Below are 14,473 nucleotides of genomic sequence, written 5' to 3'. Positions count from 1 at the left end.
CTCGAGCGCGTGGTGGACCTGCGCGGGCGGCTCGGGCACGAGCTGTTCCTGCGCGTCGCCGGTCCGGACGGGCCGAGGCAGCGCGACCGCATCCACGGCCGACCCGGCCCGCGGTGGTTCGAGCCGGGCAGCCCGATCACCCGCGTCCACGGTGACGCGTCGATGTTCGTCGGCGGGATCCGGGCCCTGCTCCTGCAGTCGCTGCACCCCGCGGCCATGCGCGCGGTCTCGGAGCACTCCGGCTACCGCGGCGACATGTGGGGCCGGCTCCACCGCACCAGCACATTCCTGGCCGTCACCACGTTCGGCGCCACTGACGACGCGCAACGGGCGGTCGACGCTGTACGCCGGATCCACGAGCGGGTCACCGGCGAGCAGCCCGACGGGACGCCGTACGCCGCATCGGACCCGCACCTGCTGCGCTGGGTGCACGTGGCCGAGGTCGACAGCTTCCTGCGGACGCACACGGTCTACGGCAAGCGGCCGCTGGACCAGGCCGGTCGCGACGAGTACGTCGCGCAGGCCGCGACCATCGCCAGCCGGCTCGGCGCGACCGACCTGCCGACGACCGAGTCCGAGCTGGACGCCGCGCTCGCGGCATACCGACCGGAGCTCCGCGGCACCCCCGAGGCACGCGAGGCGGTGCGCTACGTGCTGCTCAAGCCGCCCCTGCCCTTGGCCGCCCGGCCGCCCTACGGCGTGCTGGCCGCGGCGGCGGTCGCCCTGATGCCTGCCTGGAGCCGGCTGCCGCTGCGGCTGCCCTACCTGCCGGTCTCGGAGCGCACTGCGGTCCGCGTCCTCGGCAGCGCGGCGACCGGGACGATCAGATGGGCGATGACCCCACCTCGGGAGTCCGTCAGTTGACAACCATGTCGTCGTTGCCCCAGAAGGCGCGCATCGAGGTGATCAGCCCGTCGTCGTCGAAGGTCATCACATCGATCGGCGACAGGGTGTAGGTCTGGTCGCCCGCCTTGGTCGCCAGCTCGAACTGGAACGCCGCCTGACCACCGGCGATGCGCGCGGTCAGCAGCCGCCCCTCCTGCTCGAGGCCCTCCAGGCCGGCGTAGAACTCCCGGATCGACTCGGGCGTGCTGCGCACGTCGGTGCCGACGGGGTCCTCGACCGTGGCGCCGTCGGCGTAGAGCGCCAGCACCTCCTCGGTGGTCCCGTTCGCCACCCGGTCGACGTAGGCCTCGATGACCTCGCGGATGCGCTCGTTGCTGGCGGCCATGGGTTCCTCCATAGAACACGTTCTCGTTCTTGTATCGCGCACACCGTAGCGGTTGGATGGGGCCCGATGGACCTCAGTGACAGATGGCCCCTGCCCGACAGTCCACAACTGCGCGCCGAGCTCGCGGCGAGCTACGCCGACCCGAGCCGCGGCTACCACGACACCCGGCACCTCACCGAGGTGCTCGACCGGCTCGACGAGCTGGCCCGCGCCGGCACCGACTACGAGCCGACGGCCGTGCTGCTGGCCGCCTGGTTCCACGACGCCGTCTACGACGGGGAACGCGACGCCGAGGAACGGTCGGCGGTCTGGGCGGAGGAGGCGCTCGCGCCGTTGGTGCCGGCGCCGGTCGTCGACGAGGTGGCCCGGCTGGTCCGCCTCACCGAGACCCACCGGCCCGACGACGACGACCTCAACGGCTGCGCGCTCTCCGACGCCGACCTGGCCATCCTGGCGGCTCCGGCCGGGCGCTACGACGACTACGTCGCCGCCGTACGCCGCGAGTACGCCCACCTACCCGACGACGTCTTCGCCGAGGGCCGGGCGGCCGTGCTGGCCGCGCTGGCCGACAAGCCGCACCTGTTCCACACCGCCTATGCGCGCGAGCACTGGGAGGCGCCGGCCCGGGCCAACCTGGAGCGTGAGGTGGCGGGGCTCGGCGGCTGAGTTGAGATTCACCGGCTAGCCGGTGAACTCCCGCCCGGCTTCCGCCGCCGCAACCCAGCCGCCACCAGACGGGCGACCAGCTCGCGGGAGCTGACCGGCTCGACCCCCAGACCCACGACCGTGTCGTAGTACTCCGACGGCACGTCGTAGTGGTCGCGGTCGAAACCTCGCTCGGGGATCCCCAGCTCCCGGGCGAACGCGTGCAGCTCGTCGTAGGACGTGTCACTGGCCAGGTGCGACCACAGGCGGCCGCGCGAGGGGACCGCCGGCGGGTCGATCATCAGCCCCATCGTCGGCCCATCAGAGCCGCGCCGCGGCATCGTCGACCAGCAGCCGCCAGGAGCGCACCAGGTCGGCGCCGACGTAGGCCTTCGGGCTGCCACCTGGCCGGACCTGGGGGCCGAGGTGGAAGGACCGCACCCCCGCGCGGACCAGCCACGGGACGTGCTCGGCCAACAGGCCACCACCGGGCATGACCAGCGCGGCAACCGCCGCGTCGGACTCCACGAGCGCCAACAGGTCGTCATAGCCCTCACCCATCCCCCGGGCGGACCCGGCGGAGCGGACGTTGACGAGGCCGGGCAGGCCGAGGACGCGCCGCCAGGCCCGCTGGGCGTCCAGGGCGTCGTCGATGGCGCGGTGGAAGGTCCATGGGACGTTGGGCAGCGACACGGCGAGATGGGTGCACGTCTCGACGTCCACCTCGAGGTCGGCGTCGAGGAACCCGAACGACACCCCGGCGGCGCCGCAGCCCAGGAAGTCCTCGGCGAGACCGACGAGCCGGGTCATCTCGCCGCCGGTCGTCGTCCAGCTCTCGTTGAGCCGCAGCAGCGCGAAGACGGGCAGGTCGCTCTCCCGGCAGAGCGCCGACACCGTCGCCGGCTCGGGTGAGAGCGCTCCTGCCGCGGAGCCGCGGCCGACCGCGTGCAGCCGCGAGGCGCCACCCTCGTGCGCCCCCGGGACGTCGCGCTCCGACGCCACGGTCACCTCGAGCAGGATCTGCGGGGCGCTCATGGGCGCCAGCCTAGGGTGGCAGTGTGGATCCCCAGGCGCTGTACGAGGCCAGGGCGCGCGTGCTTGCCGATCTCGAGGCCCGCCGCGCAGCCACCGCGGCCGCGGTCTCGTTTCTCGAGGATGCGATCTCCTCCCGCACGTGGTGGGCCGAGCAGTGGCCCGAGGGCGTGCACTACGTCGCCGGGCTGGTGGCCCAGGACGTGCAGGACGCCCTGTTCGAGGCCACCGAGCGCTGGCCGCTGTGCCTGACCTGCGGGGGGCCGGTGCACTCGCTCTACATCCAGCCGGACCTCGGCGGGCCGGACCCGGTGTGGGTGTGCGAGGAGTCGGGCGACGTCGTCGCACCGCTCGGGGGCCTGTAGGAGCTGGGGTCAGTCCTGGCGGAGCTGCACCCAGAGCGTGTAGCGGTCCGCGCGGTAGACGCTCCGCGACACCTCGACGGCCTTTTCCCCGACCAGTGCTCGGCGGGAGTGACGCAGCACGACCGAGTCGGGCTCGACCTCGAGGTACTCGGCCTCGTCGGCGTTCGCCGAGTCGGCGGTGATCGAGTCCTCGGCCCAGGTCGGCCGGAGGCCGCGCTGCTCGAGCGACTCGTAGAGGCTGGTGGGCATCCCGCTCTGCAGGAAGCCCGGGAGGAGCACCTCGTTGAGGTAGGCGTCCTCCAGGCACATGGGGACGCCGTCGGCGCGGCGCAGGCGCTTCCAGTGGATCACCGCGTCGCCCTCGGAGATGCCGAGCGCCCGCGCGACACCGGGGCCGGCCTGCTCGCGGCGGGCCAGGATGGTCTGTGACTCGGGGAGGAGACCGCGTCGGGTCATCTCCTCGGTGTAGGACGTGATGCCGCTCGAGGCACGCGGCGGGCGGGCGACGAAGGTGCCCTTGCCGGGGATACGGTCGAGAAGGCCCTCGGACACCAGCGCGTCCATGGCCTGGCGGACGGTCATCCTGGCAACCCCGAAACGATGGACGAGAACCCGCTCGGAGGGCGCCGGTGAGCCGGGCTCCATGCCGCTCACGAGGGTGCGGACATACTCACGCACGACCACGTGCTTGAGCGCCCTTCCCTCGTTCACGAGCACCTCACTCATGCAGCCAGACTAGACCGGGTGCGGGGAGTACGTCCCCGCTTTGCCTCCGCTCGACTGAGTGCGGCTCGAGGCGTGCCCGAAAAGACTAGTTCACCCCTTCGGGGGAACCCCAGGACGGCCATCACTCGGTCGCGATGGCCTTGAGTACGTCGAGGCGCGCGGCCCGACGCGCGGGCAGCACGGCGGCGAGCACCCCGATGACGAGCGCGAGCAGGAAGAACACCGCCAGCTGGACCGCGGGGACCCGGATCACCTCCAGACCCTCGTCACGGAGCGCGTAGGTGATCAGGACGCCGAACGCGACCCCCATGGCCACCCCGAGGACGGCGCCGAGCAGGGAGATGACGACCGACTCCAGCCGGATCATCCGGCGCAGCTGGGTGCGGCTCAGCCCGATCGCGCGGAGCAGGCCCACCTCGCGGGTGCGCTCGATGACCGACAGGGCGAGCGTGTTGACGATGCCGAGGACCGCGATGATCAGCGCCAGCCCGAGCAGCGCGAAGATGATGAGCAGGAACCGGTCGATCTCGGCACGCCGCTGATCGGCGAACTCCTGCTGGTCGAGCACGGTGACGACGGGCAGCGCCTCCACGACCTCGTCGAGACGCTCCTGCACCCCGGTGGCCCCTGGCTCCTCGAAGACGATCAGCGCGTTGTCGGCCGGCTCGTAGCCGGCAGCGTCGAAGGTGTCCACCGAGGTGACCAGGCCCGTGAGGAGCGCGGTGTCCTCGATGATGCCGGCGACCCGCCAGGTCTGCTTCCCGGCCGGCACCTGCGCCTCGACCGAGTCGCCGACGGCGAGCCCCTCGTCGTCGGCGTAGGACTCCTGGAGCAGCACGGTGCGCTCGCCCATCTCCAGCGACCCGCGCACCGCAGCCAGCTCCAACGGCTCGACCGCCGACTGGTCGATCGCCGCGACGAAGGTGTCGTCGCCGTCGGCGATCATGAATTGGAAGCGGAGCCGAACGACGTCGGCCACCCCGTCCACGCTCGCCATCTCGTCGCCGATGGCGTTGTTGAACTCCCCGTTGAAGACGTTGGAGACCACGTAGTCACCGACGAACGCGTCCTCGATGGCCGCGTCCGTCGACGCCTTGGCCGAGTCGGCCAGGACGACCATCGTCCCGGCCAGCGCCAGCCCGATCATCAGGGCCGAGGCCGTGGCCGCGGTCCGGCGCGGGTTGCGCAGCGAGTTCTCCCCGGCGAGCACCCCGACCGTCCCGAACACCCGCCGGTAGACCAGGGCGGCCAGCCGCAGCAGCGGCCGGCTGATGACCGGGCTGGCGGCGGCTACGCCCAGGAGCACCGCGAGCACGCCGGCGCCCACGAAGGCCAGCGGCTTGGGCACATCGAGGACCAGGCCGAACACCAGGGAGACGAGTCCGCCGGCGACCATCAGGACGCCGGCCAGCAGCCGGCGGCGGATGGAGGTCTCGGGCAGCGCGATGTCGTCGCTGAGGGCCTGGACGGGCGCGATCCTGCTGGTCCGCCGGGCCGGGAAGTAGGCCGCGGCCATCGTGACGAGCACGCCGACGGCGTACGACGCGACGACGGTGCGCGGACCGAAGACGAGCGGTTGACCCGACAGGTCGAGACCGAACTGCCCGAACAGCCCCCGCAGCGCCATCGCCAGCAGCACGCCCAGCCCGAGGCCGATGGTCGCGCCGAGGAGCCCGACCACGAAGGCCTCGAGCTGGACCGACCAGGTCACCTGGCGTCGGGAGGCGCCGAGGGCCCGCAGCAGGGCCAGCTCACGGCTGCGCTGGGCGACCAGGATCGAGAACGTGTTGACGATGATGAATGCCCCCACCACGACTGCGATCCCGGCGAACACCAGCAGGAACGTGGTGATGAACCCGATCGCCTCGAGGAGCTCGTCGGCCGCGTCGTCGGCGGCCTGGTCACCGGTGACGGCCTCGACATCGCTCGGCAGCACCGAGTCGACCGCGTCGCGTAGCTCCTCCTGCGAGACACCGTCCTCCGCTGTGACCCAGACGTCGTTGAAGACGTCCTCGCCCTCCTGGAAGAGCTCCTGGGCGCTGGCGGTGTCCCACAGCGTCAGCGTCGCGCCGTTGAGCGACCCGCCCTCGGGGAACCCGACCAGGCCGACGAGCTCAGCCTCGAACTCGGCGGTGCCGCGCGGGAGCAGCAGCTTGACGGTGTCGCCGACCTGGTAGGCCGCCCGCTCCGCGGTGCGCTCGTCGAGCAGCACCTCACCGACGCCCTGCGGCTCCTCGCCCTCGATGATCTCCAGGCCGGCCCCGCCCGGCGAGGGAGCGTCGGTCCAGTTGCTGCCGATGGACGGCGGCCCGAGCCCGCCGACGAGCTTGCCGTCGGCTCCGACGACATAGACGCCGACGGCGTTGACGTTGCCGTCCACGCGAGCCACGCCGTCCACCTGCTCGAGCTCCTCGAGCAGCGACCCCGGCAGCGTCCGGGAGGACGGCGCGCCCTGCTCGGTCTGGGCGCCGAGCGGCTGGACGACGACGTCGCCGACCGTGCTCGCGAAGAGCGCGGTGAAGCTCCGGTTGAGCGTGTCGGAGAAGACCAGCGTGCCGGCGACGAACGCGACGCCCAGGACGATCGCGAAGGTGCTGAGGAGCAGCCGAACCTTCCGACCGAGGAGGCTCTTGAGTGAGGCGCGGATCATCGGGGCGTGGGCGTCGCCGGGGTCTCGGCCAGGCGGGCCATGACCTCCAGGACGGCGTCCCTGGTCGGGTCCCTCAGCTCCTCGACGATGCGGCCGTCGGCCAGGAACAGCACCCGGTCGCAGTACGCCGCCGCGACCGGGTCGTGGGTGACGATGACGACGGTCTGGCCGTGGTCGTCGACGCTGCTGCGCAGGAGCTCGAGGATCTCGGCGCCGGACCGGGAGTCCAGGTTGCCGGTGGGCTCGTCGGCGAACACGATCCGCGGTCGGCTCACCAGCGCCCGGGCGATGGCGACCCGCTGCTGCTGGCCGCCGGAGAGCTCCTTGGGCTTGTGGTCGAGACGGTCCGCGAGGGCGACGGTCGCGATCACCGCGTCGTACCACTCCGGGTCCGGAGACCGGCCGGCGATCGCCAGCGGCAGGAGGATGTTCTCCTGCGCGGTGAGGGTCGGGAGCAGGTTGAACGACTGGAACACGAACCCGATCTGGTCGCGCCGCAGCTCGGTCAGCCGCTTGTCGCCCAGGCCGGTCAGGTTGACGTCGCCGATGAGGACGGTGCCCGTGTCGGCCTCGTCGAGACCGGCGCAACAGTGCATGAGCGTCGACTTGCCGGAGCCGCTCGGGCCCATGACCGCGGTGAACCGGCCCGCCTCCAGATCGACGCTCACGTCGTCGAGGGCGACCACCGAGGCCAGCCCGGAGCCGTAGGTCTTGGACAGGTGGCGCACCGAGGCGGCGACGGAGGCGCTCGGCGCGGTGGGGGCGGGGGCCTCGCTCATGAGCACCACTCTCCCGTCCCGGCCCGACCCGGCGCCATCAGGTATCACCCTGAGGCGCGGACCGTTTCGCCCAGACACCCTCTGGCTACCGTCTCCGGCATGCATGTCGAGCGCACGTTCACCGTGACCACGCCCATCGAGACGGTGTTCGACTACCTCGCGGACTTCACCCGCACCAACGAGTGGGACCCCGGGACGATCGAGACCCGACACGTCTCCGGAGACGGCGGGGTGGGCACGACGTACCACAACCGCTCGGAGTTCGCGGGGCGCAGGACCGAGCTGACCTACGAGTGCCTCGCGCACGAGCGGCCGACGCGGCTGCAGTTCCGCGGCACGAACAAGACCGCGACGGCCACGGACACCCTCACGTTCGCCCCTGTCGGTGACGGCGGCTCCACCCAGGTCCACTACCGCGCCGACTTCGAGTTCGCCTTCCCCGTCAGCCTGGTCGCACCGCTGGTCGTCAAGCCCAAGCTCGCCGGCCTCGCCGACGAGACCGTGGCGCAGCTGACCAGGACGCTGGAAGCCCTGCACTGAGCAAGGGCTCCGCCGCCCGCGCACCCGCGAGCGCGCGCCCGGCGCGTCGGCGCGCCGCGTTCGTTAGAGTTGGCGAAGGTCGACGCTAGGGGGCATAGCGATGCGGCTACGCGGACTGGTAGCGCTCATGGCCACCATGGCGGTGTTCACGGGGGCATGTGGGGGAAGCGGCGACGGGTCGAGCCAGACGAGCTCCGAGTCGGACGACGCGGGCGCGGTCAGTGCAGCCGACCGCACCCAGGCCGAGGGCCTGGTCGACGCCGAGTCGCAGATCACCGAGGAGTGGGGCGACGTCGACGGCTTCGCGGTCACCCTCCTGGCCATCGACCGGGGCTACCTCCTCGACCAGATCGTCGCCAACCCCACCATCGCTGCCGACGGCACCATCGAGGGCGTCGACCCGGCAGGAAGCGCCAGCGGCATGTTCGGGGAGCTGACGGCCGCCGCAGCCGAAGGGGCCTCGGCCCACACCGTTCCTGCCGTGCACCGGCTTGCCCCGCCCGGGCACAACGACGACGCTCGGCCCAGCGACGCTTTCCTCGCGTTCATCGACTCCTCAGCCGGCGCGATGTTCGACGCAGCCCAGCGTCACCTCGCCGAGTTGGCACGGCAGGAGAGACTGGCCGCTGAGTTCGAGCAGTCCCTCACGTTGACCACACTCGCCCTGCTCACGCGGGGCTACACCGCCGAGCAGCTCACCGAGGCGCTCTTCTTCGGCACGATCACGGGCCCGTTGTTCCCCTGCATCGGCATCGTCGACGATCCCCCGGTCGTCCCGCCGGGTGAGGACGGGTTCCCCTCCTGCCCCCCGCTCGGCGCGGACCCGTCGTCCACCTCCGACCCCGACTCAACGGGGTCCGCGCCATCCACCGGGGACGACTCTGACCCGGCAGGCGAGTCGTCCGAGGGCGTCCTCTTCGTCGGCACCTTCTCCGGACCCGGAGATGAGAGCGGCGACGAGGTTCTGATCGACCGCATCGAGATGGTCGCGGGCGACGATCTGACGGGCACGATCGAGGTGCTCGTGCAGGGTGGCCTCTTCGAGGACTCGACCCAGCTCGACTGCTTCTACCTCTTGATCGAGCTGGCGCCCGGCGATGTCCCCGCCACCGGCGAGGGCACGTACGCCGGGACCGCCACCGGTCGGAGCGCCTTCCCCGACGGTGCCTGCCCGGGAGGCGGCCCGCCGCCCCTCGATTCCCCCGCCGAGACCATCGAGGTCGTGGCCAGCATCGAGGGCGACACCCTGAGCGGGACGATCGGCGGTGACAGCGACGCTGCCAACTCCTTCACCGCCACCCGCGCCAGGTGAGCGGCGAACGAGTCCACGCCTCGGGGCAGCGCCGAGCACCTGATCGAACATCTGTTCGATCAGGTGCTATCGTGCGCGGGTGGACTTCCAGTCGACCCTCTTCGCCCCAGACCGACCCGGGCGGGCCGCCGCCGACGACTTCACCGGTCTCGAACGACGGCCGCTGACCCGCGGCGCCTGGGTCGACGTCTGCCGCGGCTGGCTGCCCCAGGCCGATGACGTCTTCGAGACGCTGGTGCGCGACGTGCCGTGGCGGGCCGAACGCCGGCAGATGTATGACCGGCTCGTCGACGTGCCCCGGTTGGTGCACACCTACATGATCGGCGAGGCTCTCCCCCACCCCGCGCTCGAGGAGGCCCGGGACGCCCTGAGCCGGCACTACGAGCCCGAGCTCGGCGAGCCCTTCCGCACCGCCGGCTGCTGCTACTACCGCGACGGCCGTGACAGCGTCGCCTGGCACGGCGACACGATCGGCCGGGGCAAGACCAGCGACACCATGGTCGCGATCGTGTCGGTCGGCGACCCCCGCAAGCTGCACCTGCGGCCCCGCGCCGGCGGCGCCGACAGCCTTCAGATCGAGATGGGCCACGGAGACCTGGTGGTCATGGGCGGCTCCTGCCAGCGCACCTGGGAGCACGCCGTGCCCAAGGTCGCCCACGCCGGCCCCCGCCTCTCCGTGCAGTTCCGGCCGCTGAATGTCTTCTGAGCCGTCCGGTGCGAGGAACGAGCACCGGGCGAGCTCAGAAGAGGTCGAGCAGCGCGCGCGGGTCACCTACGCTTCCACCGTGCAGCGGGACTGGTGGAAGTCGGCCGTCGTCTACCAGATCTACCCGCGGAGCTTCGCCGACTCCGACGGTGACGGCATCGGTGACCTCGGCGGGATCCTGCAGCGGTTCGACCACTTGGTCCGCCTCGGCGTCGACGTCCTGTGGCTCAGCCCGGTCTACCGCTCGCCCATGGACGACAACGGCTACGACATCAGCGACTACCAGGACGTCGACCCTCTCTTCGGGACCCTCGAGCAGCTCGACGAGCTGATCGCCACCGCGCACGACGCCGGCATCAAGGTGGTCATGGACCTCGTCGTCAACCACACCAGCGACGAGCACCCCTGGTTCGTCGAGTCCCGCTCCAGCACGGACAACCCGAAGCGGGACTGGTACTGGTGGAGACCTCCCCGCCCCGGTTTCGAGCCCGGCACGGCCGGCGCCGAGCCGACCAACTGGGGCTCCGCGTTCAGCGGTCCCGCGTGGACGTACGACGAGACGACGGGCGACTACTACCTGCACCTGTTCAGCCCCAAGCAGCCGGACCTCAACTGGGAGAACGCCGAGGTCCGGGCCGCGGTCCACCGGATGATGAGCTGGTGGCTCGACCGAGGTGTCGACGGCTTCCGGATGGACGTCATCAACCTCATCTCCAAGGTCACTGTCGACGGCGTACCCGGCCTCCCCGAGGGCAGCATCGGCGGACGCGACCCGCGCGGCGCCGGCGTGATCGACACCGGGGAGTGGGGTGACACCCACCCCCACGTGGTCAACGGGCCCCGGCTGCACGACTACCTGCAGGAGATGCACCGCGAGGTCTTCGCCCAGCGCCCGCCCGGCCTCCTCACCGTGGGTGAGACCCCGGGCGCCTCGGTCGAGGACGCCCGGCTGTTCACCGACGCCGCCAGGGGCGAGCTCGACATGGTCTTCACCTTCGAGCACGTCGACCTCGACTCCGGGCCCGGCGGCAAGTGGGACGTCGTCCCGCTGTCGCTCGTCGCCCTGAAGGACACGCTGGGTCGCTGGCAGACCGGGCTCGCCGACGTCGGCTGGAACAGCCTCTACTGGGGCAACCACGACCAGCCCCGAGCGGTCAGCCGCTTCGGCAGCGACGCGCCCGAGCATCGTGTGGCGTCGGCCAAGGCGCTGGCCACCGTCCTGCACCTGCACCGCGGGACGCCGTACGTCTACCAGGGCGACGAGCTCGGGATGACCAACGCGCCCTTCGAGACCATCGACGACTTCCGCGACCTCGAGTCCCTCAACCGGTTCGCCGCGGCGACCGCCCGCGGGGAGGACCCGGACTCGGTGCTGGCGGCGCTCCGCTACAAGAGCCGGGACAACGCGCGTACGCCGATGCAGTGGGACGGAGGCGAGCACGCCGGGTTCACGACCGGTGAGCCGTGGATCGCGGTCAATCCCAACCACACGGAGATCAACGCCACCGCCCAGGTCGACGACCCGGACTCGGTCTTCACCCACCATCGGAGGCTGATCGCCCTGCGGCACGAGGACCCGGTTGTCGCGCACGGCGCCTTCCGGATGCTGCTCCCGGAGGATGGCCGGCTCTACGCGTTCACCCGGACGCTGGACGACTCGAGCCTGCTGGTCGTCGCCAACCTGTCGAACGAACCCGCTGACGCCGGCGGGCTGCCCGAAGCCGCGGCCTGGCTGGCGGCCGAGCGGGTGCTGGACAGCGGTCCGGGCGACCCGGCGTCCTGGGTGCTGCCGCCGTGGGCGGCGCGGGTCCGCCGGCGGCCTGCCCCGTAGAAACTCACGCTCCGCCGCTCAGGTTTCAGCGGCGGAGCGTGAGTTTCACCGGCTAGCCGGTGAAACTCACCGGCCCGGCCTCGGCTATGGGGTGGGCGGGGTGCTGGTGTCCGCGGGCGGACTTGCCGGTGCGGCCGGGGGTGTGGCAGGAGCAGCGGGAGCAGCCGGCGGGGCGGCCGGGGGCGGCGTCGGAGCAGCGGGCGCAGCCGGGGCAGCCGGAGCCGCCGGGCCACCGGTGTCGAAGGACACCTGCGGGGCGGTCTGCTGGCCCTCGGGGGCGTCGTAGAACTCGCGCTTGTGCACGTTGGCGATGCCGGTGAAGAACATCCACGGGATGGTGAGGACCAGCTTGTTGAGGGTCGCGACGGCGTCGTTGTAGTACTGACGGGCGAAGGCGATCTGGTTCTCGGTCTCCGCGAGCTGGCTCTGCAGCTCGAGGAAGTTGACGTTGGCCTTGAGCTCCGGGTAGGCCTCGGCGACCGCGTTGAGGCGGATCAGTGCCTGCTGCATCGCCGCGTCCGCGGCGGCCTTCGCCTGCACGTCGTCACCCGCGGCGGCGGCGATGATGCCGGCCCGGGCCCGGGTGACCTCCTCGAAGACCCCCTTCTCGTGCGCGGCGTAGCCCTTGACCACCTCAACCAGGTTGGGGATCAGCTCGGCACGCCGGGTCAGCTGGACGTCGATGCCGCCCAGTGCCTCTTGGGCGCTCACGTCTGTGGTGCGCAGCTTGTTGAAGCCGACGATCACGAAGCCCACGAGGGCCACGAGCACGGCGATCACGATGATGGCGATGAGCATCGCGGAACTGCCCTTCTGTCAGGTGTGGGTGAAACCTACTGCGTCAGCGCCCCAAAGGTCACCAGGAACCGCCGCCACCGCCACCACCGCCGCCGCCGCCGGAGAAGCCGCCGCCGCCTCCACCCGAGGAGGACGACGACTGCGTGGCGTTGTAGGACGAGATCGCGGAGTCGACGGTTGCGCTGAAGTCGCTGGTCATCGAGTCGACGAACGCCGCCGGGCTCGACCCGGCGTAGGCGCCGGCGAAGTAGTGCGGGACCGGTGGCTCGGTGCCCATCTCGGTGCGATACTTCGCCGCCCACTCCTTGGCGCAGCCGAGGGCGACCGCCCACGGGATGTAGGCGGTGTAGAGCTCCTCGCGCCCGGAGAAGTCGAACCGCTCCTTGCTCGACGGGGTCGACAGCATCCGGCGGAACCCGCCGACCCTGGACCACAGGTCGCGGCCGCTGCGCGTGCGCTTGGTGCCCGAGCCGGTCGCCATCAGCGAGGTCCCGCACACCGCGAACGCGCCGGGGATGAGACCGACCATGGTCATGGAGAAGGGGTTCCAGATCGCGATCGCGATGACACCGGCGAAGCCCGCGAGGACCAGGAAGCCACCCATCCCGCCGAGGCCCGAGGTGACCAGGTTGCCCGAGCTCTTGGCCCAGCTCTCCACGCTGTTGTCGAACAGCGAGATCTCGTCGCGCAGCCGCTTGCCGGCCGTGACGTCCTTCTTGTTGGCGGTGAACGTAGACCCGGGCCCGCCCAGGATGTGGGCCGTGCCCAGTGTCACCGGGTCCAGGCCGGCCCAGCCCGCCGGGCCGTTGCGGTCCTTGATCGTCCACGTGTCGCCCTCGCGGTTGAGGTCGATGGCCTCCTTCTCAGCGGCGTACATCAGCGTGGCGACGTAGGTCTCGCGGTCGATGCTCTCGCTGTAGATGTACTTCGCCTGCGCCGGACCGATGCCGTCCGGCGGCGCGTAGAGCACCGGGAAGCCCGGCGGCTTCTCGCGCGAGCGGGCGCCGACGATGCCGCCGAGGATGCCGGCGCCGAGACCGAGCAGCAGCACGATCGCGAGCACCGGGACGCTGCGGCCCAGCACCCGGTCGAACCGGGGGGTCCAGGGCAGGGCGTTGCCCGCCTCGGGCGTCGCCATGTCGAGCCCGGTGGCGACTGACAGCGGGGTCCGGGGGCCGATCGGTCCGGTGGTGACCGTCAGGTCCTTGGTGCCCGCGCCCTGAGCCTCGCACCCCGTCGCCGACTCCCAACCGATCGCGCACTGGACCTCGGACTCGGACTCGACCGGGAGGTGGACGGTGAGCGTGGCGGAGTCGATGCTCTGCTGCCAGCCGCCAGGGATGAGCTGCCAGTAGAACTGGCTGCGCTCGGAGGTGATCTCGTCGGCGCCCTCGGTGATGACCCCGTCGATGTGGTACTTGATCACGTAGACGTGCTCGCCGGTCTCGAGCGTGACGTCGGCCGAACCGATCTTGGCCACCCGGAAGCGCCCGTGGTCCTCGTTGCTGAGCTCGAACGGCTCGTCTCTCCCGTCCCTGGTCACCGAGATGTCCTCGGGGTCACGCCGGGCGTTGTCGTCGTTGGGGTCGACGCGGTCCCAGAACCGGAAGATCCCGTGCTTTCCGTAGACCGGGAAGTCGACGGTGATCGTCTCGGTCACCTCGAGGTCGCCGTTGTCGCGCACCGTGAAGTCCGCGACGTAGGACGAGATCGACGTGTCCTCGTAGTTGGCGGTCGGCTCGCCGTCTCCGAAGAACAACGCGGGGATCGACAGCAGGGCGGCGATGACCGCTACACCGATGGTGTAGCCCACGAGCCGTATCACGATTGGAGACCCTAAGGGGTGCGCAGGCTGGAC

At 71.3% G+C, this 14,473-nt stretch carries 15 protein-coding genes; 7 read left to right on the top strand and 8 right to left on the bottom strand.

What is annotated here, in order from left to right; genetic code table 11:
* The first annotated feature begins 9 nt into the window (after window positions 1-9).
* Window positions 10-864, top strand: a complete 855-nt coding sequence (locus ACYVC6_RS07000; RefSeq protein ID WP_460712345.1) for an oxygenase MpaB family protein — start codon at window positions 10-12, stop codon at window positions 862-864.
* Here ACYVC6_RS07000 and ACYVC6_RS06995 read toward each other — a convergent pair.
* Window positions 857-1,231: a nuclear transport factor 2 family protein gene (locus ACYVC6_RS06995; RefSeq protein WP_460712343.1), complete on the bottom strand. Its 375-nt coding sequence runs from the start codon at window positions 1,229-1,231 to the stop codon at window positions 857-859. The two genes, ACYVC6_RS07000 and ACYVC6_RS06995, sit on opposite strands and share 8 nt — an antisense overlap.
* A gap of 66 nt (window positions 1,232-1,297) precedes the next feature.
* Between ACYVC6_RS06995 and ACYVC6_RS06990 the strand changes: the two genes are divergently transcribed.
* Window positions 1,298-1,897 carry an HD domain-containing protein gene (locus ACYVC6_RS06990; RefSeq protein WP_460712341.1) on the top strand — a complete coding sequence of 200 codons (600 nt, stop codon included), beginning with the start codon at window positions 1,298-1,300 and terminating at the stop codon, window positions 1,895-1,897.
* Between the two features lie 8 nt (window positions 1,898-1,905).
* Here ACYVC6_RS06990 and ACYVC6_RS06985 read toward each other — a convergent pair whose 3' ends face one another.
* Window positions 1,906-2,178, bottom strand: a complete 273-nt coding sequence (locus tag ACYVC6_RS06985; RefSeq protein WP_460712339.1) for a DUF4031 domain-containing protein — start codon at window positions 2,176-2,178, stop codon at window positions 1,906-1,908.
* Between the two features lie 19 nt (window positions 2,179-2,197).
* Window positions 2,198-2,911, bottom strand: coding sequence for a copper homeostasis protein CutC (locus ACYVC6_RS06980; protein ID WP_460712337.1), 714 nt, complete (start codon window positions 2,909-2,911; stop codon window positions 2,198-2,200).
* Window positions 2,912-2,934: 23 nt separating this feature from the next.
* Here ACYVC6_RS06980 and ACYVC6_RS06975 point away from each other — a divergent pair, with 23 nt between their 5' ends.
* Window positions 2,935-3,273, top strand: coding sequence for a hypothetical protein (locus ACYVC6_RS06975; RefSeq protein WP_460712335.1), 339 nt, complete (start codon window positions 2,935-2,937; stop codon window positions 3,271-3,273).
* A 9-nt stretch (window positions 3,274-3,282) separates the two neighbouring features.
* Here the strand turns inward: ACYVC6_RS06975 and ACYVC6_RS06970 are convergent, their stop codons facing one another.
* The 3 genes from ACYVC6_RS06970 to ACYVC6_RS06960 all read right to left on the bottom strand — a co-directional run bounded on the left by ACYVC6_RS06970 (window position 3,283) and on the right by ACYVC6_RS06960 (window position 7,428).
* Window positions 3,283-3,999, bottom strand: a complete 717-nt coding sequence (locus ACYVC6_RS06970; RefSeq protein ID WP_460712333.1) for a GntR family transcriptional regulator — start codon at window positions 3,997-3,999, stop codon at window positions 3,283-3,285.
* A gap of 121 nt (window positions 4,000-4,120) precedes the next feature.
* Window positions 4,121-6,649, bottom strand: a complete 2,529-nt coding sequence (locus tag ACYVC6_RS06965; RefSeq protein ID WP_460712331.1) for an ABC transporter permease — start codon at window positions 6,647-6,649, stop codon at window positions 4,121-4,123.
* On the bottom strand, window positions 6,646-7,428 hold the full coding sequence (locus ACYVC6_RS06960) for an ABC transporter ATP-binding protein (RefSeq protein WP_460712329.1): 783 nt from the start codon (window positions 7,426-7,428) through the stop codon (window positions 6,646-6,648). Before ACYVC6_RS06960 ends, ACYVC6_RS06965 begins: the two co-directional genes overlap by 4 nt.
* A 99-nt stretch (window positions 7,429-7,527) precedes the next feature.
* Here ACYVC6_RS06960 and ACYVC6_RS06955 point away from each other — a divergent pair, with 99 nt between their 5' ends.
* The 4 genes from ACYVC6_RS06955 (at window position 7,528) to ACYVC6_RS06940 (ending at window position 11,817) form a co-directional block, all read left to right on the top strand.
* Window positions 7,528-7,968, top strand: a complete 441-nt coding sequence (locus tag ACYVC6_RS06955; protein WP_460712327.1) for an SRPBCC family protein — start codon at window positions 7,528-7,530, stop codon at window positions 7,966-7,968.
* Between the two features lie 100 nt (window positions 7,969-8,068).
* On the top strand, window positions 8,069-9,280 hold the full coding sequence (locus tag ACYVC6_RS06950; protein ID WP_460712325.1) for a hypothetical protein: 1,212 nt from the start codon (window positions 8,069-8,071) through the stop codon (window positions 9,278-9,280).
* Between the two features lie 79 nt (window positions 9,281-9,359).
* A complete protein-coding gene (locus ACYVC6_RS06945) occupies window positions 9,360-9,986 on the top strand; it encodes an alpha-ketoglutarate-dependent dioxygenase AlkB (RefSeq protein WP_460712323.1) in 627 nt (208 codons plus the stop codon).
* Between the two features lie 79 nt (window positions 9,987-10,065).
* The gene (locus ACYVC6_RS06940) at window positions 10,066-11,817 is read left to right on the top strand and encodes an alpha-glucosidase (RefSeq protein ID WP_460712321.1); all 1,752 of its coding nucleotides are present in this window, start codon (window positions 10,066-10,068) and stop codon (window positions 11,815-11,817) included.
* An 84-nt stretch (window positions 11,818-11,901) separates the two neighbouring features.
* On the opposite strand, the gene ACYVC6_RS06935 is transcribed toward ACYVC6_RS06940, so the two are convergent.
* Window positions 11,902-12,615: a LemA family protein gene (locus tag ACYVC6_RS06935; protein ID WP_460712319.1), complete on the bottom strand. Its 714-nt coding sequence runs from the start codon at window positions 12,613-12,615 to the stop codon at window positions 11,902-11,904.
* 58 nt (window positions 12,616-12,673) lie between these two features.
* Window positions 12,674-14,440, bottom strand: a complete 1,767-nt coding sequence (locus tag ACYVC6_RS06930; RefSeq protein ID WP_460712317.1) for a DUF2207 domain-containing protein — start codon at window positions 14,438-14,440, stop codon at window positions 12,674-12,676.
* Between the last annotated feature and the right edge of the window lie 33 nt (window positions 14,441-14,473).

This window comes from Nocardioides dilutus, from assembly GCF_054779555.1.
Note: the sequence above shows the minus strand (reverse complement) of the source record. Positions and strands in the feature narration are given on the sequence as shown.

Coding starts and splice junctions, on each gene's coding strand:
- ACYVC6_RS06980 (WP_460712337.1), bottom strand. CDS start 2,911: ATGAGCGCCCCGCAGATCCTGCTCGAGGTGACCGTGGCGTCGGAGCGC.
- ACYVC6_RS06935 (WP_460712319.1), bottom strand. CDS start 12,615: ATGCTCATCGCCATCATCGTGATCGCCGTGCTCGTGGCCCTCGTGGGC.
- ACYVC6_RS06955 (WP_460712327.1), top strand. CDS start 7,528: ATGCATGTCGAGCGCACGTTCACCGTGACCACGCCCATCGAGACGGTG.
- ACYVC6_RS06970 (WP_460712333.1), bottom strand. CDS start 3,999: ATGAGTGAGGTGCTCGTGAACGAGGGAAGGGCGCTCAAGCACGTGGTC.
- ACYVC6_RS06990 (WP_460712341.1), top strand. CDS start 1,298: ATGGACCTCAGTGACAGATGGCCCCTGCCCGACAGTCCACAACTGCGC.
- ACYVC6_RS06985 (WP_460712339.1), bottom strand. CDS start 2,178: ATGATCGACCCGCCGGCGGTCCCCTCGCGCGGCCGCCTGTGGTCGCAC.
- ACYVC6_RS06995 (WP_460712343.1), bottom strand. CDS start 1,231: ATGGCCGCCAGCAACGAGCGCATCCGCGAGGTCATCGAGGCCTACGTC.
- ACYVC6_RS06960 (WP_460712329.1), bottom strand. CDS start 7,428: ATGAGCGAGGCCCCCGCCCCCACCGCGCCGAGCGCCTCCGTCGCCGCC.
- ACYVC6_RS06950 (WP_460712325.1), top strand. CDS start 8,069: ATGCGGCTACGCGGACTGGTAGCGCTCATGGCCACCATGGCGGTGTTC.
- ACYVC6_RS06965 (WP_460712331.1), bottom strand. CDS start 6,649: ATGATCCGCGCCTCACTCAAGAGCCTCCTCGGTCGGAAGGTTCGGCTG.